20 protein-coding genes are annotated in these 23999 nt (G+C 73.9%); 9 read left to right on the top strand and 11 right to left on the bottom strand.

The features are described from left to right. Positions 1–54 precede the first annotated feature (54 nt). Positions 55–1146, bottom strand: coding sequence for a PP2C family protein-serine/threonine phosphatase (locus tag C2142_RS32950; RefSeq protein WP_148646460.1), 1092 nt, complete (start codon positions 1144–1146; stop codon positions 55–57). 175 nt (positions 1147–1321) lie between these two features. Between C2142_RS32950 and C2142_RS32945 the strand changes: the two genes are divergently transcribed. The 3 genes from C2142_RS32945 to C2142_RS32935 all read left to right on the top strand — a co-directional run bounded on the left by C2142_RS32945 (position 1322) and on the right by C2142_RS32935 (position 4287). Continuing rightward, complete coding sequence (locus C2142_RS32945) at positions 1322–2254, top strand: pseudouridine synthase (RefSeq protein ID WP_148646459.1); 933 nt, start codon at positions 1322–1324, stop codon at positions 2252–2254. Positions 2255–2449: 195 nt separating this feature from the next. Further along, complete coding sequence (locus C2142_RS32940; RefSeq protein WP_148646457.1) at positions 2450–3223, top strand: SDR family NAD(P)-dependent oxidoreductase; 774 nt, start codon at positions 2450–2452, stop codon at positions 3221–3223. Continuing rightward, entirely contained in the window at positions 3220–4287 is a 1068-nt protein-coding gene (locus C2142_RS32935; RefSeq protein WP_148646456.1) for an S-adenosylmethionine:tRNA ribosyltransferase-isomerase, read from the top strand. Before C2142_RS32940 ends, C2142_RS32935 begins: the two co-directional genes overlap by 4 nt. Before the next feature lie 223 nt (positions 4288–4510). On the opposite strand, the gene C2142_RS32930 is transcribed toward C2142_RS32935, so the two are convergent. From C2142_RS32930 to C2142_RS32920, 3 genes are all read right to left on the bottom strand, one after another. Then, positions 4511–4927: a nuclear transport factor 2 family protein gene (locus C2142_RS32930; protein WP_241002919.1), complete on the bottom strand. Its 417-nt coding sequence runs from the start codon at positions 4925–4927 to the stop codon at positions 4511–4513. A 118-nt stretch (positions 4928–5045) separates the two neighbouring features. Then, positions 5046–8672, bottom strand: a complete 3627-nt coding sequence (locus C2142_RS32925; protein ID WP_162002610.1) for a SpoIIE family protein phosphatase — start codon at positions 8670–8672, stop codon at positions 5046–5048. 443 nt (positions 8673–9115) lie between these two features. After that, complete coding sequence (locus tag C2142_RS32920; protein ID WP_241002918.1) at positions 9116–10549, bottom strand: MFS transporter; 1434 nt, start codon at positions 10547–10549, stop codon at positions 9116–9118. 234 nt (positions 10550–10783) lie between these two features. Between C2142_RS32920 and C2142_RS32915 the strand changes: the two genes are divergently transcribed. Then, the gene (locus C2142_RS32915) at positions 10784–11332 is read left to right on the top strand and encodes a helix-turn-helix domain-containing protein (RefSeq protein WP_148646453.1); all 549 of its coding nucleotides are present in this window, start codon (positions 10784–10786) and stop codon (positions 11330–11332) included. A gap of 79 nt (positions 11333–11411) precedes the next feature. On the opposite strand, the gene C2142_RS32910 is transcribed toward C2142_RS32915, so the two are convergent. From C2142_RS32910 to C2142_RS40730, 4 genes are all read right to left on the bottom strand, one after another. Beyond that, positions 11412–12596, bottom strand: coding sequence for a thiolase family protein (locus C2142_RS32910; RefSeq protein ID WP_148646452.1), 1185 nt, complete (start codon positions 12594–12596; stop codon positions 11412–11414). A gap of 184 nt (positions 12597–12780) precedes the next feature. Further along, positions 12781–13905 (bottom strand): serine hydrolase domain-containing protein, encoded by a 1125-nt coding sequence (locus tag C2142_RS32905; RefSeq protein WP_148646451.1) that lies wholly within the window; start codon positions 13903–13905, stop codon positions 12781–12783. 189 nt (positions 13906–14094) lie between these two features. Beyond that, positions 14095–15198 (bottom strand): glycoside hydrolase family 19 protein, encoded by a 1104-nt coding sequence (locus C2142_RS32900; RefSeq protein ID WP_241002917.1) that lies wholly within the window; start codon positions 15196–15198, stop codon positions 14095–14097. A gap of 347 nt (positions 15199–15545) precedes the next feature. Continuing rightward, positions 15546–16079 carry a hypothetical protein gene (locus tag C2142_RS40730; protein WP_241002916.1) on the bottom strand — a complete coding sequence of 178 codons (534 nt, stop codon included), beginning with the start codon at positions 16077–16079 and terminating at the stop codon, positions 15546–15548. 295 nt (positions 16080–16374) lie between these two features. On the opposite strand from C2142_RS40730, the gene C2142_RS32890 reads away from it, so the two are divergent. The 3 genes from C2142_RS32890 (at position 16375) to C2142_RS42060 (ending at position 19023) form a co-directional block, all read left to right on the top strand. Continuing rightward, positions 16375–17151 carry a GntR family transcriptional regulator gene (locus C2142_RS32890; RefSeq protein ID WP_148646450.1) on the top strand — a complete coding sequence of 259 codons (777 nt, stop codon included), beginning with the start codon at positions 16375–16377 and terminating at the stop codon, positions 17149–17151. A gap of 340 nt (positions 17152–17491) precedes the next feature. Then, on the top strand, positions 17492–18226 hold the full coding sequence (locus C2142_RS42065; RefSeq protein WP_346766404.1) for an alkaline phosphatase family protein: 735 nt from the start codon (positions 17492–17494) through the stop codon (positions 18224–18226). Beyond that, a complete protein-coding gene (locus tag C2142_RS42060; protein ID WP_346766403.1) occupies positions 18166–19023 on the top strand; it encodes a hypothetical protein in 858 nt (285 codons plus the stop codon). The genes C2142_RS42065 and C2142_RS42060 overlap by 61 nt, the downstream gene beginning before the upstream one ends. A 100-nt stretch (positions 19024–19123) precedes the next feature. On the opposite strand, the gene C2142_RS32880 is transcribed toward C2142_RS42060, so the two are convergent. After that, positions 19124–19540, bottom strand: coding sequence for an HIT family protein (locus C2142_RS32880; RefSeq protein ID WP_148646449.1), 417 nt, complete (start codon positions 19538–19540; stop codon positions 19124–19126). A 236-nt stretch (positions 19541–19776) separates the two neighbouring features. Then, on the bottom strand, positions 19777–20748 hold the full coding sequence (locus C2142_RS32875; RefSeq protein WP_162002609.1) for a winged helix-turn-helix domain-containing protein: 972 nt from the start codon (positions 20746–20748) through the stop codon (positions 19777–19779). A gap of 55 nt (positions 20749–20803) precedes the next feature. Here C2142_RS32875 and C2142_RS32870 point away from each other — a divergent pair, with 55 nt between their 5' ends. Continuing rightward, positions 20804–21589, top strand: coding sequence for a class I SAM-dependent methyltransferase (locus tag C2142_RS32870; RefSeq protein WP_148646447.1), 786 nt, complete (start codon positions 20804–20806; stop codon positions 21587–21589). Here C2142_RS32870 and C2142_RS32865 read toward each other — a convergent pair. Further along, a complete protein-coding gene (locus tag C2142_RS32865; RefSeq protein WP_148646446.1) occupies positions 21555–22715 on the bottom strand; it encodes an MFS transporter in 1161 nt (386 codons plus the stop codon). The genes C2142_RS32870 and C2142_RS32865 overlap by 35 nt on opposite strands. A 241-nt stretch (positions 22716–22956) precedes the next feature. Here C2142_RS32865 and C2142_RS32860 point away from each other — a divergent pair, with 241 nt between their 5' ends. Beyond that, positions 22957–23760, top strand: a complete 804-nt coding sequence (locus C2142_RS32860; protein ID WP_148646445.1) for a helix-turn-helix transcriptional regulator — start codon at positions 22957–22959, stop codon at positions 23758–23760. Positions 23761–23999: the final 239 nt, after the last annotated feature.

Genomic DNA, 23999 nt, shown 5'->3' with positions numbered 1-23999 from the left:
GCGGATGACGGACGGCGGATGGGGGTTCGGGCGAGGGCTCAGCGGGTGCGGCGCTCAGCGATCCCAGCGAAGCGCCAGCAGGGCCGCGTCGTCGGCCAGACCGTCATCACCCACCCAGGTCCGGACCTCCGCCAGCAGCTCGTCCAGCACGTCCTCCGGGTTCCCGGCGGAGAGCCCGGCCAGCCGCTCCTCCAACGGGAAGAACCGGCCCGCCGCGTTCCGGGCCTCGGACACGCCGTCGGTGTAGAGCAGCAGCAGGTCGCCGGCGCGCGGTTCGAAGCCGCCCGCCCGGTACTGCCCGCCCAACAGCCCGAGCAGCCCCAGCGGCGGGGCGTGCTGCGGCGGCTCCAGCTCACCCACCCGGTCGGCCCGGCGCAGCAGCGGGTGCGGATGGCCGCAGTTGACCAGCCGGGCCGCGCCGCCGGTCCCGTCCACGCCCAGCAGTACCGCCGTCACGAACCGCTCGTTCACCGGGCGGCCCGCCAGCGCCGAGTCCAGCCGCTCCGCCACCCGGGCCAGCTCCGGTTCGGTGCGGGCCGCCTCCCGGAACACCCCCAGCACGTCCGCCGCCGTCTCCACCGCCGGCAACCCGTGCCCCTGCACGTCCCCCAGCAGGATCCGGATCCCGTGCGGACCCTCCGCCACCTCGTACAGGTCCCCGCCGATCCGGGCCTCGGCCGCCGCCGCGACGTAACGCACCGCCACCCGCAACGGCCCGAGCCGCTCCGGCGGCGGCCGCAGCAGCGCCCGCTGCGCCGCCTCGGCCACCGTCCGGACCTGGAACAGCTCGTGCTCCCGGGCCGACACCAGGACGACGTTCCCGGCACTGGCCAGCGTCGCGGCGAGCACGGTGACCAGCGCGCTGACGTGGACCGAGCCGGGCAGTCCGCGGTTGCTGAGCTCCAGCAGACCGGCCGCGAGGGTGGCGACGGCTCCCGTGATCAGCACCACCCGGGCGCGCCGGGTGGTCGCCCCGGCCAGCACCGGCGCCACCGCGAGCACGGGGGACAGGGTCGTCCCAGGCCCGGACACCAGGTCGGCCACCACGGCGACGACCAGCAGGAGGTAGGCGCAGGCCAGCAGCAGCCTGGTCCGCCGCGGCAGATGCAGCGGCGGCACCGCGTCCTGCGGTCCGGCGGTGGTCACGCGGGCGCCTCCAGTGGGCGTGGGCGGGGGCCTCACTGTCCACTCTCCACCGCAGCCCGGGGCACCGGCATGTCGGACGGGAGTCTCGGCCGGTGCGGGCGTCCCGGGCGGGCGCCCAGGCGGGGAGCCGGGTGGCCGGGGCCGGGGAACCGGTCCCGGCTAGGCTGGCGGCGAGATGAGACGCAAGAGCAAGCCGCCCGCCCCCCTCCCGCAGCGACTCGGGGTGGACCCGGTGCACCTGCGGCTGCCCGTCGAGGGGCCGTGGCCGACGGTGCGCGCGTACCTGGCCGACCGCCTGCCCACCGTGGCGCCGGAGCGGATCGACGCGCTGCTGCACGGCCGGGAGATCGTCGGCGAGGGCGGTCCGATCGGTCCGGACGAGCCGTTCCGCCCCGGCGCGCACCTCTGGCTCTACCGTGAGCTGCCGGACGAGGTCCCGGTCCCGTTCGAGCTGGACGTGCTGTACCGCGACGAGCACCTGGTCGTGGTCGACAAGCCGCACTTCCTGGCCACCACCCCGCGCGGCCGCCACGTCGTCGAGACGGCGCTCTCCCGGCTGCGGCACTCGCTGGACCTCCCCGCCCTCAGCCCGGCGCACCGGCTGGACCGGCTGACGGCCGGGCTGGCGATGTTCGTGGTCCGCCCCGAGGAGCGCGGCGCCTACCAGACGCTCTTCCGCGACCGGCTGGTCCGCAAGGAGTACCGGGCGATCGCGCCGTACGACCCGGCGCTCGCCCTGCCCCGCACGGTACGCAGCCACATCGTGAAGGAACGCGGGGTGATCGCCGCCCAGGAGCTGGACGCCCCGCCGAACAGCGAGAGCCGGATCGAGCTGGTCGAGCACCGCGACGGCCTCGGCCACTACCGGCTGCTGCCGTTCAGCGGGCGCACCCACCAGCTGCGGTTGCACATGAGCGGCCTGGGCCTGCCGATCCTCGGCGACCCGGTGTACCCGGTGCTGCTGCCGGACCCCGCGCCGGACGACTTCCGCCGTCCACTGCAACTACTCGCCTCCTGCGTCGAGTTCACCGATCCGCTGACCGGCCGCCCGCGCCGCTTCGAGAGCCGCCGCACGCTCACCGCCTGGTCGGATCCCGCCTCCTGGTAGCTCCGGGCCTCGCAGCTGTCCGCGCGGTCCGCGCGGTCCCGGTGGGGCGGGCCGGGGCCCGGGTGAGGCGGGGCCGGGTGGGGCGGCGGAGCGGTGGGGGACCGCATCGGCCTCCTGGTCTAGGTCCAAGGTACGACCCGGTCCCGGTCCCGGCGGCCGATCCGTGCGGGGCGGGGCCGGGACGATCGTGGTGCCATGAACAGCGCACCGCAGCACACCGTCCAGTCCGCCCAGCCGGCCACCCCGCCCGTCGCCCTGGTCACCGGCGCCTCGCGCGGCCTCGGCCTGGCCCTCGCCCGGGCACTTGCCGCCGACGGCTGGCAGCTCGTGATCACCGCCCGCAACCAGGCCGAACTCTCCGCCGCCGAGGCCGGGCTGGCCGCCGTCACCAAGGTCACCGCCCTGGCCGGCTCGGTCGTCGACGACGACCACCGCGCCCGCCTGGCCGAGGCCGCCGCCGGGCTCGGCGGTGCGACGCTCCTGGTCAACAACGCCGGCACGCTGAACGGTTCGGACGCGGGCGGCGAGCCGCTGCCCCGGCTCGCCGACGTCCCGTTGCCCGATCTGCTGGAGATGTTCGAGGTCAACGCCCTCGCGCCGATCGCCCTGACCCAGCTCCTGCTGCCGCAGCTGCGCGCGCACTCCGGCGTCCTGCTCAACATCAGCTCCGACGCGGCCGTCGAGGCCTACCAGGGCTGGGGCGGCTACGGCGCCGGCAAGGCCGCGCTGGACCACGCCTCCGCCGTGCTGGCCCTGGAGGAACCGGAGTTGAAGGTCTGGGCGGTCGACCCGGGCAGCATGCGGACCAGGATGCTGCAGGAGGCGTACGCGGGTGAGGACATCTCCGCCGAGCCGCTCCCCGAGGCCGTCGTCCCCGCCCTCCTCGGCCTGCTCCGCGACCGTCCCGCCTCCGGCCGCTACCGGGCCGCCGACCTGCTCGCCGCCACCGCCGCCCAGGGCGAGCGATGACCGCACTCACCGATCCCGGGATCGACGTCACCGTCCCGCCCGAACTCTCGGCCCGCGCACCGGCGGAGGCCCGTGGCACGGCCCGCGACGGCGTGCGGATGCTGGTCGGCCGCCGCGACGCGGGAACCGTCGAGCACCGTCGCTTCACCGACCTGCCGGAGGTGCTGCGCCCCGGGGACCTGCTGGTGGTCAACAACTCGGCCACCCTGCCCGCCGCCCTGGCCGGACGGCTGCCGGACGGCACCGCCGTCGGGCTGCACCTGTCCTCCGCGCAGCCCGACCAACGCGGCTCCTTCCTGGTGGAGTTGCGCCGTACGGTGCCCGGCGGGGCCCCCGCCTACTACCCGCCGGCGGAGTCCCCGGCCCGCCCCGGGCTGCGGGTGGAGTTGCCGGGCGGCGCCTCGGCCGAGCTCGTCGAGCCGTTCACGGCCCGCCTCTGGTACGCCCGACTCGACCTGCCCGCTCCGCTGTTGGACTACCTGCCCCGTCACGGTAGGGCCATCCGGTACGGCTACGTGGACGGCGACTGGCCGATCGAGGCCTACCAGACGGTCTTCGCGACCGTCCCCGGCAGCAGCGAAATGCCCAGCGCAGGCCGCCCGTTCAGCGCAGAGGTGGTGGCCCGGCTGGCCGGGCGGGGGGTGCTGGTCGCGCCGATCACCCTGCACACCGGCGTCGCCTCCCCGGAGGCGCACGAGGTCCCGTACGCCGAGCGGTTCCAGGTCCCGGCCGCCACCGCCCGTCTGGTGGGCCACGTCCGGGCCGGTGGCGGCCGGGTGATCGCGGTCGGTACGACCGTCGTCCGCGCCCTGGAATCGGCGGCCGCCCCGGACGGAACCGTCCATGAGGCGGGCGGCTGGACCGAGTTGGTGATCACCCCCGAACGCGGCGTCCAGGCCGTGGACGGCCTCCTCACCGGCTGGCACGAGCCCCGCGCCTCCCACCTGCTGATGCTCGCCGCCGTCGCCGGCCGCCCACTCCTGGCACGCTGCTACGCGGAAGCGGTCCACCACCGCTACCTGTGGCACGAGTTCGGCGACGTCAATCTGCTGCTCCCCGATTAGGTCCTGCACGGGCTCGCCCGCCTGCGCCCTCACGCCTGCGCCCTCATGCCTGTGCCCTCATGCCTGCGCCCTCACGCCTGTGCGTCATCGCTCGTGCGCCGCCGGGGGCAGGCGCCGTGAACGCGCGGCGGCGGTGCCGACGGACTCCGGCCGGCGGTGGGCCGCCTGCCGGACGACCGGTGGGCCACCGGTGGCCCACCGTCAGTCCACCGTCGGCCGCCGGTCAGGAGACCTGGTCCGCGAACAGCGTGCGCGCCGCGTGGTGAGTGTCCAGGTACTCGCGCACCGCGGTGATCAGGCCGTTCTCGACGGTGAAGATGCCGAGGCACTGGTTGTGGTAGGCGGAGCCGTTGGCCGCCGTGCCGCGGGCGGTCCACTCGGCGACCACCTGCGGGCCGTCCGCCAGCAGGCCGGTGAGCGTCACCTGCGGGGAACCGCCGGGGGCGAACAGGGTGCCCACCGAGCCGAGGAAGTCCTCGACGATGGCGTCCCGGCCGTCCCAGACCCGCGACAGCGGCAGGTCCCCGGGGTAGGACCAGGTGGCGTTCTCGGCGAACGAGGCCACCGCGGTGGGGAGGTCGCCGGTGGCGATGGCGGTGACGTAACGCTCCACGACGGTACGGGGGTCGAGCTGGTCCACGATGTGCTCCTCGGTGTTTCGGGCCGGTTCCTTCTGCCGGGGCCAAGCCAAGCCCCCCGGGGCCACGCGGGCGAACAACCGCACGGGAACGGCGACAAACGACGGTTGTCGTGGGTGGTCAGCGGGCCGACGTGCCCGGGGGCAGCTCCAGCTCGAACCAGACCACCTTGCCGTCCCGGGTGCGCCGGCTGCCCCAGCGGTGGGCGAGCTCGTTGACCAGGTGCATGCCGCGTCCGCCCTCGTCCTCCTCGCGTGCGCGCCGCATCCGGGGCGACCCGGCGTCCCGGTCGGCGACCTCCACGGTGAGCAGTCGGTTGTAGAACAGCCTGAGCTGGGTGGGGGATCCGGCGTGCACGAGGGCGTTGGTGATCAACTCGCTGGTGAGCAGCTCCGCCCAGTCGGCGAGCGGGGCGAGACCCCAGCCGATGAGCGTGTCGCGGGTGAACCGGCGCGAGTGCGCGACCATCGCGTGGTCGTCGGTGAGCGGCAGGGTGGCGATCCGGTCGGCGCCGGCGGGCCGGACCTGCGCCAGGATGATCGCGATGTCGTCCTCGCTGGTGCGGCCGGTGAGTTCGGCCAGGACGGCGTCGCAGGTCTGCTCCAGCGAGCGGTGCCGGGCGGCGATGGTCCGGCAGAGCTGGTCCAGGCCCTCGTCCAGGTCGCGGCCCCGGCGCTCGACCAGGCCGTCCGTGTACATCGCCAGGATGCCCTCCTCCGGGAGCGTGAACTCGACGCTCTCGAACGGGACTCCGCCGACCCCGAGCGGTGCGCCGGGCGGCAGGTCGACCAGCCGTGCCCCGCCCTCGTTGTCGGCCACCACCGGCGGCAGGTGGCCCGCGCAGGCGGCGGTGCAGAGGCGTTCCACCGGGTCGTACACCACGCAGACGCAGGTCGCGAACTGGCCCTCGCCGAGTGCCGTGGTGGCCTCGTCCAGCCGGTGCAGTACCCGTGCGGGATCCAGCTCCAGCGTGATCAACGTGCGGGCCACCGTACGGAGTTGCCCCATCGTGGCGGCGGCCCGGATGCCGTGGCCCATCACGTCGCCGACCACCAGCGCGACCCGCCCCGACGAGAGCGGCACGACATCGAACCAGTCGCCGCCGACCTCGCTGACCACGCTGCTCGGCAGGTACCGGTAGGCGATCTCCAGCCCCAGCGTGCGGTGGATCTCCTGCGGCAGCAGGCTGCGCTGCAGCGTGAGCGCGGTGTCCCGCTCGCGGCGGTAGAGCCGGCCGTTGTCCATCGCCAGGGCCGTCCGCGCGGCCAGCTCCTCGGCCAGCGCCCGGTCCGCCTGGCCGAACGGCACCGGGTTGCGGATCCGGATGAACTCGGCGCCGCCCAGCACCAGTCCGCGCGCCAGCAGCGGCACCATCAGGTAGGAGTGGATCCCGGCGTCGAGACCCGGCTGGACCCGGTCCGGCGACGCGACGATCCGCCGCAGCGCCGCCTCGTCGACTTCCGACACCAGGATCGAGCGCCCCGTCCGCAGGCTCTCCGCGTACACCTTCGCGGACTGCGAGTTCGAGCCCACCTGGTCGGCGGCCCCCGCCAGCACCCCGTTCGCGTTGGCCTCGCCGACGGCGACCGCCCGCAGCAGCACCGTGCCGTCGTCCGGGACGGGGCTCGGCTCGTCGCCGCTCAGGACCGCCTCGCGCAGGTCGACGGTGACGAAGTCGGCGAAGCGCGGGATCACCACCTCCACCAACTCCTCGGCGGTGCGGTGCAGATCCAGCGTGGTGCCGATCCGGGTGCTGGCCTCGTTGAGCAGTGACAGCCGCTGCTGCGCCGCCCAGGCCTCGTCCAGGGCGCGCTGGCGGGCCGCCGCCGCGTCGCGCTCGCGGGTGAACAGCAGCGCGTTGTCGATCGACACCGCGGCCCGCACCGCCAACTCCCCGGCCAGCGCCAGGTCGTCGTCCTCGTACGGGCGCTCCACCACGGTCCGGTAGAAGCCGGCCACGCCGACCGGCGAACCCCGGGCGATCAGCGGCACCACCATGAACGACCGGACGTTCTGCGTGCGGACCGCGGCTCTGCGGACCGGGTCGTCGGCGAACCAGGCCATGCCCGCCGCGTCCATCCGCGGCACCAGCACCGGCTTGCGGTTCGCCAGGCTCCACGCGTACGGCGAACTCGGCCGGAACCGCTGCACCCCTCCGGTGCGGTCGATCGGCTCCAGCGTCGAACCGTGCGCCGAGTGGAACGCCATCCGGCGCAGCACCGCCGAGCCGTCCGCCAGCGCGCGGGCCTCGCGCTCGCCGCGCACCAGGTCGTCCAGCACCTCCACCACCACGGTGTCGGCCAGCCTGGGCGTCGCCACCTCGGCCAACTCCTTGGCGGTCTGGGCGAGATCGAGCGTGGTGCCGATCCGCGCCGATGCCGAGTTGACCAGCGCCAGCCGTTCCTGCGCGGCCTTCGCCTCGCGCAGCGCCTGCTGCCGGGCGAGCACGGTCTGGTGCTGGCGCAGGTAGAGCCGGGCGTTGTCGATCGCCACGGCGGCCCGCGACGCAAGCTCGTCACCGAGCGTGATGTCCGCCTCGGCGAAGGACTCCCGCTCGCCGCGCCGCGAGTACACCACCATGCCCAGCGTGGTGCCGCGCGCCACCAGCGGAGTGATCCGCACCGAACGCGGCCGGTCGCCGAGATACGCCTGGCGACGGCTCTCGGAGAGCCCCCGGCTCAGCATCGGCAGCTCCCAGGACGGCACCACCACCGTGCGGCCGGTGGCCAGCGCCCGCGCGTACGGGGAGTCCGGGGCCACCTCGTACACCGTGTCCACCGGCAGGGCCTCGGCCGGGTAGAGCGGGTCGGTGGTGGCGAGCGCCAGCCGGCGCACCAGCTGCGGGGCGGTGGGGTCCAGCGGCTCCACGTTGCGCCCGGCGACCAGCGCCTCCAACGCGAACACGCCGCTGATGTCCGCGACCCTGGGCACCATGGCGTCGGCCAGTTCGCGGGCGGTCTGCCGCAGGTCCAGCGTGGTGCCGATCGAGGCGGTGGCGTCGACCAGCAGCGCCAGCCGCTCCTGCGCCCGGGCCGCCCGGGCGTCCGCGCGGGACCGCTCGGTGATGTCGATGACGGTCGAACTCACCCCGAGGATCTCCCCGGCCGGGTCCTCCAGCCGGAAGTAGGAGGCCGACCAGGCGTGGTCGTGCTCGGGATCGCCCGGGGTGCGGCCGTGCGAGCGTGAGTCCAGCACGGGTTCGCCGCTCTCCAGCACCTGCCGCATCACCGCCTCGCTCTCCGCCCCGTTGATCCCGGGCAGCAGTTCGGTGAGACGGTGTCCCAGGTGCGCGTCGGCCGGCAGGCCGTTCACCCTGGCCAGCGCGTCGTTCAGCCGGACGAAGGCGAGCCGGGTGTCGAACACGCCCATCCCGACCGGGGACTGCGTGAAGAACCCGTCGAGGACGGCGAGATCCGCCTGGATCCGGCGCAGCGTCGTCACGTCGGACGCCACCGCGAGCACCAGCGGGCTGCCGCCCGGCCCCGAGATCGGGTGGGTGCGGAACTCCAGGTTGACGTGGTGCCCGTCCCGGTGCCGGACCGGGAACACGCCCGACCAGCCACGGCCGTCCAGGATCTCCTGGAACAGCTCCAGCACCTCCGGCCGCTGCTCGTCCGAGGCCAGCAACTGCGCGGCCCGCGCGCCGATCGCCTCCTCGGCCGTGTAACCGAGCAGTGCCTCGGCGTCGTTGCTCCAGTGCAGGATGCGCCCGTCGGCCTCGATCAGCGCGGTCGCGATCGGCACCATCAGCAGGGCGTCCTGACGCGGCCGCCTGGGCTCACCGGCATCACGCTGCTCGTTCACCATAGCCAGAGAACCGCCCGGAGATCGTTTCCACCAGCTCTGCCATCTTCCCACGCGGCCCCGCAGCCCCGCTCGTTCCACCCACCCCACCCGAAACGGCCCCCACCCGCCCACCGGCCCCGACGCCGGCGGACCCGACCACACCCTGCCGCGGGCCCGGTCGGCGGGCCTCATCGCCCGCACGGGAAGTCGACGGATCCGACTTCCTGCTCCGCCACCTCGCCCCGCAACGGGAGCCCTCCCCGGCTCCTCCGGCCCAGGTTCGCTCCCGCGCGTGCGCCCTGCACAGGAAGTCGGCCGGGCCGACCTTCTACTCCGTCTGGCTGGTGGAATCCGCCCGTCTCGCGCGCGTGCGACTTGCACGGGAAGTCGGCCGGGTCGACTTCCTACGCAACGGGGGCGACCGGCCGCCGGGTGCGGGTGCGGGTGCGGGTGCGGGTGGTGAGGGTGAGGGCGGCGCCGAGGAGGCAGAGGAAGGAGGCCACGAGGGTGGCGCGGTCGGCGCCTGCGGGGGGCGAGGAGGTGGAGGACGCGACGGCCACGGTGATGGCGACGCCCAGGGCGGAGCCGAGGTAGCGGGCGGTGTTGTTGGCGCCGGAGCCCATGGCCGCACGGTGGGGCGGGACGCTGCTGACCGCGAGGCGGGCCAGCGCGGCGTTGAGGATGCCGCTGCCGATGCCTGCGACGACCAGGCCCGGCGCGAGCCGTTCCCATGGTGTGCCCGGGGTGAGCCCGTACAGCCCGGCCTGGCCGAGACCGGAGAGCAGGAGGCCGGTCGCGACCTGGGTGGTGGCGGACATCCGGTCGGCGAGTCGGCGGGCCTGGAGGGCGGCGACCACGGACAGGCCGGACCAGAGTGCCAGCACCTCGGCGGCCGCGAGGCCGGAGAGGCCGAGCACGCTCCCGAGGAGGGACGGCAGGTAGCTCATGAACCCGACCACCGCGAGCCCCGTGAACAGCGCTCCGCCGGTGGCGGCCACGAAACCGGGGTTGCGGAACAGTGCGAGGTCCAGCATCGGCTCCGCGACCAGTGACTCCGCCACGAGGAACAGCGCGAGCAACAGTGCCCCGAGGGCGAGCAGCACCAGCACCGGCGTCCGGCCCCAGCCCGTCCGTCCCTGCGCGAGGCCGGCGATCAGGAAGGACGTCCCGGCAGCCAGGGTCAGTACGCCGTACGGGTCGAGAGCGCGCGGGTGCCCGGCGCGCGACTCGGTCAGGACGGCGGTTGCCGCGACGGCCACTGCGGCGGCGGCCACCGCGATCCCACCGTTCACCGCGCGCCAGCCGGCCGTCTGCTGGACCAGCGCCCCGTAGACCGGCCCGAGTGCGATGCCGAGGCCGACCGCCGCGCCCCAGGTGCCGAGGGCCCGGATCCGGCCGGGGCCTGGTGGGTGGGCATGGCTGACCAGCCCGAGCGCGGGTGCCAGGATCGCCGCGGAGGCGGCGCCCAGGAGGACCCGGGAGGCGAGGTACACGCCGCCACCGGGTGCGAGTGCGCCGAGCGCTGCGGCGACGGAGAGGAGCAGCACACCGGAGGTGAAGACCCGCTTGCGGCCGTGGTCGTCGGCGGCGCTCCCGGCGGTGAGCAGCAGGGCGGCGAGGCCGATCAGGGTGCTGGTGAGGATCCACGTCCGCCCGCCGGCGCCGAGGTGGAGGACGTCGGCGGTGGCGGCGAGCGAGGAGGTGGGGGCGGTGTAGGCGATGGTGACCAGCGCGGTCGCCAGGCAGGCGGTGAGCAGGGTGGCACGGGTGCGGACCGGGACCGCGGCACGGGCGCCGGCGGCCCGCCGGGGGGTGGCCGGTACGGAGTCGGCCGGCACGGCGGTCGATGGCGCTGAGCCCGACGGCCCAGAGTCCGGCGCCGCACAGCCCGATGGCGCTGAGCCCGACGGCGCGGAGCCCGATGGTGCGCGGGACATGGCGTTCCCTCCGAGTCACAGACCATGAGGCGGGTGCGCCATGAGTCTGGTGAATGAACCTTCAAGTCGCGCAGCACGCTACCACTGTAAGTCTGTTCATTGAACCCATAATCCGCCTGGACTACGCTGAGCCGCATGGCGCTCGGAACCGACTACGAACAGCAGGACTGCTCACTGGCCCGTGCCCTGGAGGTGGTCGGCGAACGATGGAGCCTGCTGATCGTCCGCGACGCCTTCTACGGGGTCCAGCGCTTCAACGACTTCCTCGTCCACCTCGGCATCCCGCGCGCCGTCCTCACCTCGCGGCTGCACGCCCTGGTGGCGGCCGGGGTGTTGCGCAAGGAGCCCTACCAGCAGGCACCGCTGCGCCACGGCTACCTGCTCACCGACGTGGGCCTCGAACTCTGGATGCCGGTCTACACACTGGCCCGCTGGGGCGGCCGCCATGCCTCGGCCGGCGGACCCAGGCGCGTCTTCTCGCACGCGACCTGCGGCACCGACCTCGACCTGGCCGGCTCCTGCCCGCACTGCGGGGGCCCGGCCGTGCCGCCGGGCGAGGTGACGATGCGCCCGGGGCCGGGGGCGTCGCCCGACGTCCGCCCGGATCCGGTCTCCCGCGCGCTGGCCCGCCCCCACCGTCTGCTCGCGCCGGTCGGAACGGCCGCGGAGGCGCAGCCGCAGTAGGGGCGGGCCGACGCGGTCGGGGCGGCACGGTCGTGCCGACGCGGTCGGGGCGGGTGTCGGGACGCCAGGCCTCCCGGGCTCAGTCCAGGGCCTCCAGGATGGTGGCGTTGGCCAGGCCGCCCGCCTCGCACATGGTCTGCAGCGCGAACCGCGCCCCGCGCTCGCGCATCGCGTGCACGAGGGTCGTCATCAGCCGCGTGCCGCTCGCGCCGAGCGGGTGGCCGAGCGCGATCGCGCCGCCGTTGACGTTGACCTTCGCGGGGTCGGCGCCGGTCTCCTGAAGCCACGCCAGGACGACGCTGGCGAACGCCTCGTTCACCTCGAACAGGTCGATGTCCGGCAGTGACAGCCCGGCCCGCCGGAGCACCTTCTCGGTGGCGGGTACGACGCCGGTCAGCATCAGCAGCGGGTCCGAGCCGGTCACCGCGAAGGAGTGCAGCCGGGCCAGCGGGCGCAGGCCCAAGCGCGCCGCCGTCTCGCTGCTGGTGATCAGGACGGCGGAGGCGCCGTCGTTGATCGGGCTGCTGTTGCCGGCCGTCACCGACCAGTCGATCTGCGGGTACCGCCCGGCGAAGCCGGGGTCGGCGAAGGACGGGCGGAGGCCGGCCAGGATTTCCGGCGTGGTGTTCGGGCGTACCGACTCGTCCAGGGCGACGAGCCCGGCCGGCGTGGTGACCGGCACGAGCTCCGCCTCGAACAGGCCGGCGGAGCGCGCCTGTGCGGCCTTGGCGTGCGAGCCGCTGGCGAACGCGTCCATCGCCTCGCGCGAGACCGACCACTTGGCGGCGATCAGCTCGGCGCTGACGCCCTGTGGGATCAGCCCGCCGGGGTAGCGCGCGGCGATCGCGGCGCTGAACGGGTCCGCGCCGGGCGGCACGTTGGACCACATCGGAACCCGGCTCATCGACTCGATCCCGCACGCCACCACCACGTCGTACGCGCCCGCGATCACGCCCTGCGCGGCGAAGTGGACGGCCTGCTGGGAGGAGCCGCACTGCCGGTCGACCGTCGTCGCCGGGACGGACTCCGGCAGGCCGGCCGCCAGCCAGGCGTACCGGGTGGTGTTCATGGCCTGCTCGCCGACCTGGTCGACGCAGCCGCCGATCACGTCGTCGACCAGCTCCGGGTCGACGCCGCTGCGGCCGATCAGGGCCTGGAGGGTGTGCGCGAGCAGCTCCACGGGGTGGACGCCCGAGAGCGCGCCTCCGGGCTTGCCCTTGCCGATGGGGGTGCGGACGGCTTCGACGATCACGGCGTCACGCATGGAGGCCGCCTTCCTCTGATGGTGGTTGGAATGCCGAACCCACTATAGATCTGGTGAGTTTGAAATTCCAACGTTCTGAGGTTGTGGTCCAGGCCGCTTTCCATGCGGCTGCCCCGCTCGCTACGCCATCCCCTTGCTACGCCACCCCGCTCGTATGTCACCCCTTCCGAAGCGCCGCCCCGCCCTATGCGCCGCCCTTGCCCGCTGCTCCGCCGTTCTGCAGGGTGCGCAGCAGCGCGACCCCCGCAGGGTCGACCGACCGGCGGGTGTTGGCCAGGGCTATGACGCCGACCTGCTTCTCGGGGTCGAAGGCGACGAAGGAGCGGAACCCGCCCGTCCCGCCGTTGTGCCAGATCTGAAGGTGGCCGCCCTGCTGGGGGTGGAGGCGGTGGGCGAGCCAGCCGAGGTGCATCCAGGCGAAGGGGTTGACGCGGTGGTTGACCTCCCGGGTGAGGGCTATCGCAGGCGCCAGTGGCGACCCGCCCGGCGCCGTGGTCGTTGCCGACGCCTCGGCGGGCGTCGTGGCCGAGGCCTTGGCGCAGGCCAGCTGGGCCTGGAGGAGTATCGCCAGGTCGGCGGCGGTCGAGCGGAGCCCGCCGGCGCCCGCGAGGTCGGCGAGGTGCCAGCCGGGGACGGGGCGACGGCCCGGCGTGTGGCCGTGGGCGAGCCGGCCGGAACGCTCGCCGTCGACGGTGATGACCGTGTCCGCGAGCCCGAGCGGCTCGCAGACCTCCCGCGTGACCAGCTCCTCGTAGCCGGTGCCGGCCTGGTGGGCGAGGGCCAGGCCGAGCAGGCCGGCGCCGAGGTTGGAGTAGCGGAAGCTGCGGCCGGGCACCGCGCGCAGTCGGGTGCGGGCGAGACCGGACAGCAGGGCGGCGGAGGTGCAGTTGCGGTACGGGTCCGGCGTGTTCGGGGAGAGCAGGGCGGGCAGCAGCATCCCGGCGGGGAGTCGTGGCAGCCCGGAGGTGTGGGTCGCCAGGTGTTGCAGGGTGATCGGCGTGCCGCCCCGGGTGGGGACGGTGACGCCGGGCGGCAGTGCGTCCTTCAGTACCTCGGCCAGTGGTTCGTCGAGTGCGGTCGAGCCGGCGAGAACCAGACGGGCCAGGGCGAGCGAGGTGAACACCTTGGTGGCCGAGCCGATTTCGAACAGGGTGTGTGCTCCGGGCACGCCGCCGCCCGGTCCTGTGGAGGTGCTCCCGGCACCGCGGATCTCCACCGCGCCGCCGGCCAGGCCGGCGACCACGGCGCCGACCTGCTGGCCGGCGAGCCGGTCGGCGGTCTGCTGGACAAGGCTGCCAAGGTCGTTCATGGTTGCGAGCCTAGGCCCCGCCCCCTGCCCGGTCGTCCGCCGTGACGATGATTCTGCACCCCCGCCGCTCCTCCGGCCGAGGTACGCTCCCGCTACTCCCCGTGAAGTACCGGGAAGCGGCGGGAAGTAGCGGGGGAGCGGTGGGGGCGGCGGGGGCCGTACCGGGCAGGGGCGGGATTTGCCGGACCGTCAGCAGCTCAGGTTCGCGCCCGGGGCGGTGCCGAGGATCTGGGTGAAGCTCTGGTAGGCGTTGATCCGGCTCTGCACCTGCGCGGGGTTGCCGCCGTTGCACTCCAGGGAGCCGTTGATGCTGCGGATCGTCTCGCCGAAGCCGTACCCGTTGACCATGGCGTTGTGCGGGGTCATGGTGCCCGGGCCGGTCTGGGTGTTCCAGTACCAGAGGGCGGTCTTCCAGGCCACGGCCGGGTCGGTCTGCACCAGGTTGGGGTTGTGCAGCAGGTCGATGCCGAGCGCGTCGCCGGCCGCCTTGTAGTTGAAGTTCCAGCTCAGCTGGATCGGACCGCGCCCGTAGTACGCGCTCTGCCCGGCCGGGCATCCGTACGGCTGCGAGGTGTCGCAGTAGTGCGGGTAGTTGGCGGTGTTCTGCTCGACCACGTAGACCAGGCCGCCGGTCTCGTGGTTGACGTTGGCAAGGAAGGCGGCGGCCTCCTGCCGGCGGACGGTGTCGCTGCCGGTGTTGGCGAAGCCGGGGTAGGCGCCGAGCGCGTCGAGCAGGCCCTGGTAGGTGTAGAAGGAGTTCCGGTTCGGGAACATCTGGTTGAACTGCGCCTGGCTGACCGGGAACCCGCCGGGGTTCGGGGTCGTGGTCGGGGTGCCGGTCGGCGTCGGCGTCGGGCCGCAGCTGTACGGCTCCCAGTACCAGGTGCTGATCACCGGGTCGTACCCCGGGTTGTCGTGAGTGGCCCGGTAGAGCCCGCCGTTGGTGTAGCGGACGATGATCCCGGTGGTGTAGGTGCGCCCGGCGGTCCAGTCCGGGTAGACGCAGCCGCCCGGGGCCTGGGTGGGCGACGGGTCGGTCGAGCCGCCGCCGCAGGCACCCTGGTCGGCCCAGACGCCGGTGCCGGCGGTGCTGGGGGCCTCGTTCTGGGTCCACCACTTGGCGGACCAGTTGTGGCCGTTGTAGGAGGCGGAGGCGCCGCCGGTGTAGGCGGTGGCCGCGTTCCAGGGCGCGGAGCAGGCGGCGGCGCTGGCACTGGCGGCGGGCAGCAGCAGCGCGAGCGCGAGCGCCGTGACCATGGCGGAGAGCAGTGCGAGCAGGCGTTTCGTTGACACGTGATCACCCCTTGTGCGGTGGGGGCCGCACATCGGTGGGACAGGACTGTGGTGCCAGGGGGCTCCGCCCCGCGCGGGCGCGTCGTGGGGGACGGGCCGACCGGGGTGCGGGCCGGTGCGGGGCTGACCGAGACTCAAGCGGAATGGTCTATACCTGTCAAGGGGATGGCCACGGATTGGGCCGGAAACAGCCCCGTTTTGGCGGTTCAGGCACGGATTTCGTGAAGCCGATCGGCTCCGTGTGCCGGTGGCGCTGCGTCATCTCAGGGTGGACGCCGGTGCCCCGAATGCCCTGCACTGCACGGACAAGTGGCACGTCTGGCACAACCACGCCGGCCACGCCGAGCTCATTCCACTGCTTCGGGATTCTCCTGCGCGTAGGCGGCCCGGCAGCTTTCCACCTGCTCGGTGACCTGCTCCATGAACCAGCGCATGATCGCGTAGGGGATGACGTGCTCGTCATGGCTGTGGATGTGGACGGTCGGCTCCAGTGCCGGATCCTCGTCGGGGACGAAGCCCACCAGGAAGGCAGCCCCGGGGAGGTGGGCTCCGGGGTTCTGGGCCCCGGTCGACGCGGCCGGCGCGGGTACGGCTTCGCTCGGTTCCACGGCCCAGGCGTCGTCGGGCAAGGCGTAGTGGAACCGGATGGCGTAGTGGCGGCCCGCATGTTCTCGCAGGTCTGGCATGCTCGCAGGCTGCCACGGCTGTCCGTCCGGAGTCGCGCCGATGACGTCTGAGGTGGGCTGGTCCGCAGGCGAGCTGTCGGCGGTCGTCGTGCCGAAGAATCGCCCCTGCTCGCAGAGCGAATCGATCTCGGCGTTCTCTTCCTCGGTCAGTTGCGCGTCGAGTGCGACACCGATGACGTGCCGGGCGTGGGCCAAGCGTCGAGCAACGTCCCGGTCGGCGATGAACTTGCCGACGGTGTCATCGTCGGCGGTTCCGCAAGCCTGACGGATCCGAGGCGATCCAGGGAGACCACGAACTCGTTCAGGTCCTGCAGGACCGCAACGACCTCGCTCAGGGGCATGCGGACTTCTCGGGGGGACATGTCCATCTGTCGACTCAACTCCATTGCGGGGTGGGGTGACTGTGGCAGCAGGGCCAGTCCGACGGGGTGCGGGCGCGGGCGCGGCCGCCCTGGACCGGGTGCCCGCCGGAGTCTGCGAGGATGGCCGGATGGACGAAACCCCCGGGCCCGCGACTCCCCTGCCCGGCCTCGGTGCGCCCATCCGCGCAGGCATCCCCGAGCATGGCAGGGTGCCCAAGTACTACGCCGTCAAGGGCCAGTTGGAGGCGCTGCTCGACGAGCTCGGCGAGGGCGGCGTGCTGCCGACCGAGCGCGACCTCGCGGCCCGCTTCGAGGTGGCCCGGGAGACCCTCCGGCAGGCGCTGCGCGACCTGCTGATCCAGGGGCGGGTCCGGCGGCGCGGCCGCAGCACGGTGGTGGCCGGGCCCAAGCTGGAGCAGCCGCTGTCGCTGGCCAGCTACACCGAGGGTGTCCGCCGTCAGGGGCGTGTCCCGGGGCGCAATCTGATCGGGCTGGAGAGGTCCGCCGCCGACCCGCTGCTGGCCGGGCAGTTGGCCATCGGGGTGGGGGAGCAGGTCTGGCACCTGGAACGGGTGCTGCTCGCGGACGGCGAACGGGTCGGCCTGGAGAGCACCTACCTGGCGGTGGCCCGGGTGCCGGAGCTGGACCGGGAGTTCGACCCCGGCTCGTCGTTCTACGCCTTCCTGACGGAGAAGGCGGGCGTCGAGCTCGGCGGGGCCGACGAGCGCATCGAGACGGTGCTCGCCTCCCCACGCGAGGCGCTGCTGATCGGAACGCCGCCCGCCCTGCCGATGCTGCTGCTGCACCGGCTCACCAGGGATGCGGCCGGTGTGCCGCTGGAGCGGGTGCGCTCGCTGTACCGCGGCGACCGGTTCGGCTTCACCACCCGTCTCGAAGCGGACTGACCCGCCCGTCCGGACACCGCCCCGGGCGCCCCCAGGCGCCGCCCCCCCGGATCCCGCGGCACCGCCCCCTCGCCCCCCAGATCCCGGGATCCCCGGCCCTCCCGGCATCGCCCCCGGGTGCTGCACTGCCGGCCATCACCCTCCCGAACGGGATCGGCGGGCGGTCCATGGTCACGAAACAGTAACGGGTCTGGACCGAATTCGGGCACTGTTCACGCCCGGGATGAAACCCCGGCGACCGCCGTCCACCCGCCGCTCCGACCGTTGTCACCGCTCCCTTCAGTTCCCCACTGCTCCCCGCCGCCCCTTCCGCGTTCGTGACGCAGCATCAGGAGGCGACGTGACCAGCGGAATCCTCCGCCGCAGCCTGCTCCTCGGCGCCGCCGGCGCCCTCGCGGCCGGCCCGCTCGCCCGCACGACCGTGGCCGCAGCCGCAGCCGCAGCCGCAGCCGCCACCGCCACCGCCGGAGCCGCAGCCGCCGCCCGCACCCCGAAGGTCCTGGTCATTGGCCTGGACGGTGCCATGCTCAACCGCATCAAGGGCGCCGGGGCCGCCAACCTCAACGCCCTGATGGCCGGCGGTCTCACGGCCGCCAGCGGCCTCTACGCCAACCCGATGGCGGCCACCGCCTCCGGTCCGGGCTGGTCCACCATCGCCACCGGTGTCTGGCCCGACAAGCACAACGTCAAGGACAACAACTTCACCGCCCCCGCGTTCGCCGCCTATCCCGACTTCCTCACCCGGATCGAGACCGCCGCCCCAGCGCTCTCCACCTACGTGGTCGCCTCCTGGGCGCTGATCGCCGGCACCGTCTACTCCGGCAAGGTCGACACCCGCGTCGCCACCCCGTCCGCCGAGTACGACACGGGCGCCACCTCCCGCGCGGTCGCGAAGCTCCGCGACGGCAACCCGGACGCCGTCTTCGTCCAGCTCGACAACGTGGACCACGCCGGCCACGCCAGTGGCGCCGCCAGCCAGGCGTACCTGGACGCGATCCGCGGGGTGGACGCCCGGTGGGCCAGATCGTCGCCGCCGTCCGGGGCCGCGCCACGTACGGGCAGGAGGACTGGCTGATCATGGTCACCGCCGACCACGGCCACACCGACGCGGGCGGCCACGGCGGCTCCACCTGGAGCGAGCGGCAGACCTTCGTGATCGCCAACGGCGGTGGGCTCCCCGCGGGTTCGGTCCGCCACGACGTCCGCATGGTCGACCTTGCGCCCACCGCCATCGTGCACCTGGGCCTCGCGATCGACCCGGCCTGGAACCTCGACGGGAGCCCGATCGGCAGCCTCGTCCCGGACGCGTTCGACGCGCTGCGCCCGCAGCTCACCGGGCCGGTGGACGAGACCGGCATCGCCGCCGGCACCCTCGGCTTCACCCACACCCCGCCGAGCGGCTGGTCGGTCGACAACTCGGCGATGGGCACGGGCGGTGTCACCGAGTGGCGCGGCTGGGCCTTCACCACCGACGAGTTCTGGACCAAGACCCAGCGCGACCAGTACCGCGAGCTCAACGTCCGCTCCCGCAGCGTCTTCGCCGTCGCCGACTCCGACGAGTGGGCGGACAAGAGCTTCACGGGTGGTTACGACTCCACCCTGGTCAGCCCCGAGTACCCGGTGGCCGGGCTGAGCACCGTCCCGGTCTCGTTCACCACCTACTACCAGCAGGAGGGCGGCCGGACCGCCCAGGTGCTGGCGGTCTGGGACGGCGGCGCGCCGGTCGTCGTCAAGAGCTACGGCGCCGAGACCAACGGCCGGCAGACGCCGGCGCTCGCCGTGCCGGCCGGTGCGAGCCGGCTGTGGCTGCGGTTCCGGTACACCGGCAGCAACAACTGGTACTGGGTGCTCGACAACGTCAGGGTCGGCTGAGCCGGGCGGCCCGAGCCCGACCGCCTGAGCCCAAGGCCGGCCTGAGCCCGACCGCCGGAGCCCGAGGCCGGCCCGGGCCGGCCTCGGGCTCCGGCGGCCCTCAGGGCGGGGTGAGCGCCGCCCGCAGCCGCTCGGCGACCTCGGCCGCGCCCGCCTCGTCCGGGTACTTCCCGCGCGGCCAGAAGAAGCCGCGCAGCCCGTCCTTCGGATTGCGCGGCACCACGTGGACGTGCAGGTGCGGCACCGACTGGCTGATCCGGTTGTTCGCCGCGACGAAGCTGCCCGCCGCCCCGAGCCCGCGCTCCACGGCGGCCGCGACCCGCTGCACCCGGAGGAAGAACGGGCCCACCTCCGTCGTCGGCAGGTCCGCCAGCGTGCGGTGGTGGGCGCGGGGCACGACCAGGACGTGGCCGGGGAAGAGCGGCCGCCGGTCCAGGAACGCCACCGCCGCCTCGTCGTCCAGCACCCGGTGCGCGGGCTCCTCGCCCGCCACCACCGCACAGAAGACGCAGTCCATCCGTCCATTCAAGCGACCGTCCGCCACTCCGGCACGCCCGCCAACCCTCCCCGGCCCGGCTTCACCCGTCCGGCCGCCGGCCGCCGGCCGCGTGCGACGGGCCGACGGGCGCGGACGCGGGCAGGCCGGTCCCCGGTGGAGCACCCGGGACCGGCCTCCCCGGGACCGCCCTCCGCGGGATCCGGGCGCCGGCCGGCTGCTCGTGGCGGTGGGGCATTCGCGCATCACCGTCGGCCTCACGTCAGCAGTTGGTCGCCGAGCGGGCTGCGCAGGTACAGGACGAGGTGCCCGTGACGGGCCCGGGTGACCAGCCCGGCGCGGTGCAGGACACCGAGGTGCTGGCTCACCGTGCCGGGGCTGACGCCCAGCCGGTGGGCCAGCCCGGTGGTACTCGCCGGTTCCGCGAGCCCGTCGAGGATGCGGGCGCGGGTGCGGCCGAGGAGGTCGGCCAGGGCCCTTGGCGGGGCGGTCGAGCCGGTGTGCCAGACCGTGGCGAGGCCGCGGGCCGGGTACCAGATCCGGGGCGGCAGAGCGAGGTCGACGACGGTGACGGCGTGGTCGCAGAACAGGGAGGGCGTGAACGTCACGCCGTGTCCGTCGGCGGGCAGGTCGTGGTGTTCGGCGGGGAAGGCGTCGACGGCCAGGGTCCCGGAACCGGACCGCCAGGCCAGGCCCGGGTCGATGTCGGCGAACAGGGAGGCCGCTCCGCCGTCGGCGAGGCGGCGGGCGCGGTACAGGACGTCGGCGCGCAGCACGGCGTGCATGCGCGGCCAGTGCGGCGCGACCACCAGGAGCCAGTAGGTGTGCAGGGCGTCGGCGACACGCCCCAGCAGGCCGAGCGGGTCGGTGCGGGCCTCCTGCAGGAGCGGGTGCAGGGGGCGGCCGTCAGACGCCTGGAGCAGTCCCTGTGCCACGCGCCGGGCCGGCGTCGACCGCAGGGCGGCGAACTCGTCGTCGATGTCCGTGCTCGGCGTCGGCGGGTGCGGCGTGAGGAAGTCGGCGACCAGCCGGGTCGGGCCGACCAGTGCCTGCAACAACGGCCAGTCGAGGTGACGGAGCAGCGGGGCGGATTGCCGCAGGAACGGCTGGTGCACGGCGTAGCGGGTGGGACTGCGCCACGCCCGCAGGCTCTGGACGGTTTCCTGGAGGGGTGAGCACGCGAACCGGACCGAAGCCAGGGCGTCCACATCGAGCCGGAGCAGCAACATTCGGCCCATGCTAAATCTCTCGCCCGCCGGTGAACGGCCTGGTGGAATCCGGCGCATGAATGCTTCTGCTCCCGGAGGGACCCCGGCGACGGCGACGTACGACCGCATCGGCATCGGCTACCGGCACGTCCGGCGCCCCGACCCCCGCCTGGCCGCGCTGATCCATCAGGCCCTGGCCGGAGTGCGCACGGTCGTCAACGTCGGTGCGGGCACCGGGTCCTACGAGCCGGCCGGCGCGGAGGTGACCGCGGTGGACCCTTCACGGGTGATGCTGGAGCAGCACCCCGGCCGACGGAAGGTCCTGGCCGGCGCGGAGGAACTGCCCTTCGAGGACGGCGCGTTCGATGCCGCCATGGCGGTGATGACCGTGCACCACTGGCCCGGCCTCCACCGTGGCCTCGGCGAACTCCGGCGCGTCTCGCGTCGGCAGGTCGTGTTCACCTGGGATCCCGGGCACCTGCCCGGGCTGTGGCTGGTCGAGGAGTACCTGCCCGAGATCCGGCAGCTCGAACACGCCCGCTTCACGCCCCTGTCCACCGTGGTGGAGGCGCTGGGCGCGCACACTGTGGTGCCCTTCGCCATCCCGCACGACTTCACCGACGGCTTCCAGATCGCGTACTGGCGGCGCCCGGAGTCCTACCTCGACCCCGTCATCCGGCAGGCGAGCTCGACGTTCGCCCAGCTCCCGCCGTCCGTGGTCGAACCGGCGATCGCGCGACTGCGTGCGGACCTGGCCTCGGGGGCCTGGCGGCGACGCCACGCGGACCTGCTGGACCAGGAGTCCGTGGACTACGGCTACCGCCTGCTCATCGCGGGGGACGGCGAGTCCGGCGCCTCGTGACCCGTGCCCGGTGCGGGAGGGCGGCCACCAGCAGGGCGGCTGCGCAGGCGGCGGCGCCGACGCAGGCGACCGCCCGCCAGCCGTCGTACCTCCACGCCAGGGTGCCGGCCAGGGAGCCGGTGGCGATGCCGAGGAAGCGGAGGGTGAAGTAGCAGGCGTTCAGGCGGCTCTGCATGGTGGGCCGCAGGGCGAACAGGACGCGCTGGCAGCCGACCTGGTTGCTCCACGTGCCGATGTCCAGCACCGTCACACCGGCGATCAGCCAGCCGAGGCCGCTCCCACCGGGAAGGAGGAGGGCCCAGCCGGCCAGGACGGTACCGATCATGACGGTCTGGGCCCGGCGTGGGCCCAGCCGGTCGGCCAGGCGGCCGGCGAGCGGTGACACGAGGGCGCTCGCGGCGGCCACGAGCCCGAACAGGCCCACGGTGGCAGGCCCGTAGTGGTAGCGCTCCTCCAGGAGGAGGGTCAGCGGGGTCCAGAACGCACCGAAGGAGATCCCGACCAGGGCTCCGGAGAGTGTGACCCGGCGGACGCGCGGGTCCGCGGCGAAGACCTTCGGGACGGACAGCAGGGCGGTCCGGTACTCCACCGGCTCGGCGGGCGGAACGGCGAGCAGGGACCGCCTGAGGACGAGCACCAGCAGCGCCGTGGCCAGGCAGGAGCACCAGAAGACGGCACGCCACCCGGCCACCGAGGCGAGGACTCCCGCGTAGGCGCGGGACGCCAGCACCCCGACCAGCAGTCCGCCCTGGACGATCCCGAGCGTCCGGCCGATCCGGTGCCCGCCGGCCAGCGCGACGGCCAGCGGTGCCACCAGCTGCGGGACGGGGGAGAGGATCCCGAGCACCAGTCCGCAGGCGACCAGCCAGAACACCGTCGGGGCCACGGCGCACGCGGCGAGCACGAGGGAGGAGGCCGTGCACAGGCCGAGGATCAGCCGGCGCCGGTCCACCCCGTCACCGGCCGGCACCAGCAGCGCGATGCCGACGGCGAACCCGGCCTGGGTGGCCGTGGGCAGCACACCGAGCGCCCCGACGGAGACGTGCAGCGACCTGGCCGCATCCCCCAGCAGCGGCTGGCAGAGGTAGACGTTCGCCCCGGTCACCGCGCTGGTCGTGGCCAGCAATGCGGTCGGCCCACGGTGAGCGGGGCGTTCTCCCGAGGGGTGCCGGTCGTCGGAGCGCCGGTCGTCAGGGTGCCGGTCGTCGGAGCGACGCCCCGAGAGGCATCGGTCGTCGGGGCTTTCCCCCGGAGGGTGTTGGCCGTCGGGGCGTCGGTCGTCGAAGTCGATCACGGGAGGAAACGGTAGGGAAACCGGCGCATGGCATGCTGTCGCCGATGTGCCGCCTACTGTCGAGAGTGTGCCAATGCACGGCAAGAGCGAGGACCGCGACGACTACCAGCTCGTCCCCAGGCCGGTGGCGGCCATGGCTCGCGACCTTCCGGACGGGCACCACATTCCCCCGCACCACCACCAGCGCGCCCAGCTGATCTACGGCACCAGCGGGGCCGTCACCGTCATCACCGAGCGGGGGACCTGGGTGGTGCCGGCGACGCGTGCGGTCTGGGTCCCGGCCGGCGTGACCCATGCGATGACCTGCACGGGCGCGGTCCGGATGCGCACCCTCTACGTCGAGCCCGCGGCCGCGCCGAGCCTGCTCGCCGGCCCGCTGGTCGTCTCCGTGTCGCCGTTGCTCCGTGAGCTCATCGAGGAGGCGACGCGCCTGCCGGTCGCCTACGCGACCGACGGACGGGACGGCAGGCTGATGGACCTGCTCCTGCTGGAGCTCGAACCGGACCCTGTCGCGGCTCTGCACCTCCCCGCCCCGACCGATCCGACACTGGTCGGCCTGTGCGCCGCCATCCGCGAGGATCCGGGCGCCCGTTGGACGGCCGGGTCGGCGGCGAACCGTGCCCACCTGAGTGTCCGGAGTCTGCACCGCAGGTTCTCCGCTGCCACGGGAATGACCCTTGCCCACTGGGTGCGCCAGGCGAGGCTCATCCACGCCCTGACCCTCCTCGCGCACGACACGCCGGTCACGAGCATCGCCGCACAGCTCGGCTACGCAACCCCGAGTGCCTTCACGGCCATGTTCCGCCGGGCCGTGGGCCAGGCTCCGAGCGCGTTCCACCGTGGCCCCGACGAGCCTGGCCGACGTGTGCAGGACTGAGTCGCCGACAGGCCGCCGTCAGTCCGTCGTGACCAGCAACAGCCAGGCGGCGAGCAGGCGGAGACCGGGCGGCGACCGGCAGGCCTGCCCGACAGGCGGTGGTGACGCCCGAACAGGACACGGAGCGCCGGAAAGTGGCTGATCGTCAATTCACCAGGTCGGTCCCCAGCTCCTCGCGCTACCTGCGCGCCCCAACGCCCCCAACGCGCCCCCTGCGCGCCCCCAATGACCCCAACGCC

Source organism: Streptomyces sp. CB01881 (assembly GCF_002953255.1).
Lineage (GTDB): Bacteria > Actinomycetota > Actinomycetes > Streptomycetales > Streptomycetaceae > Kitasatospora.
Note: the sequence above shows the minus strand (reverse complement) of the source record. Positions and strands in the feature narration are given on the sequence as shown.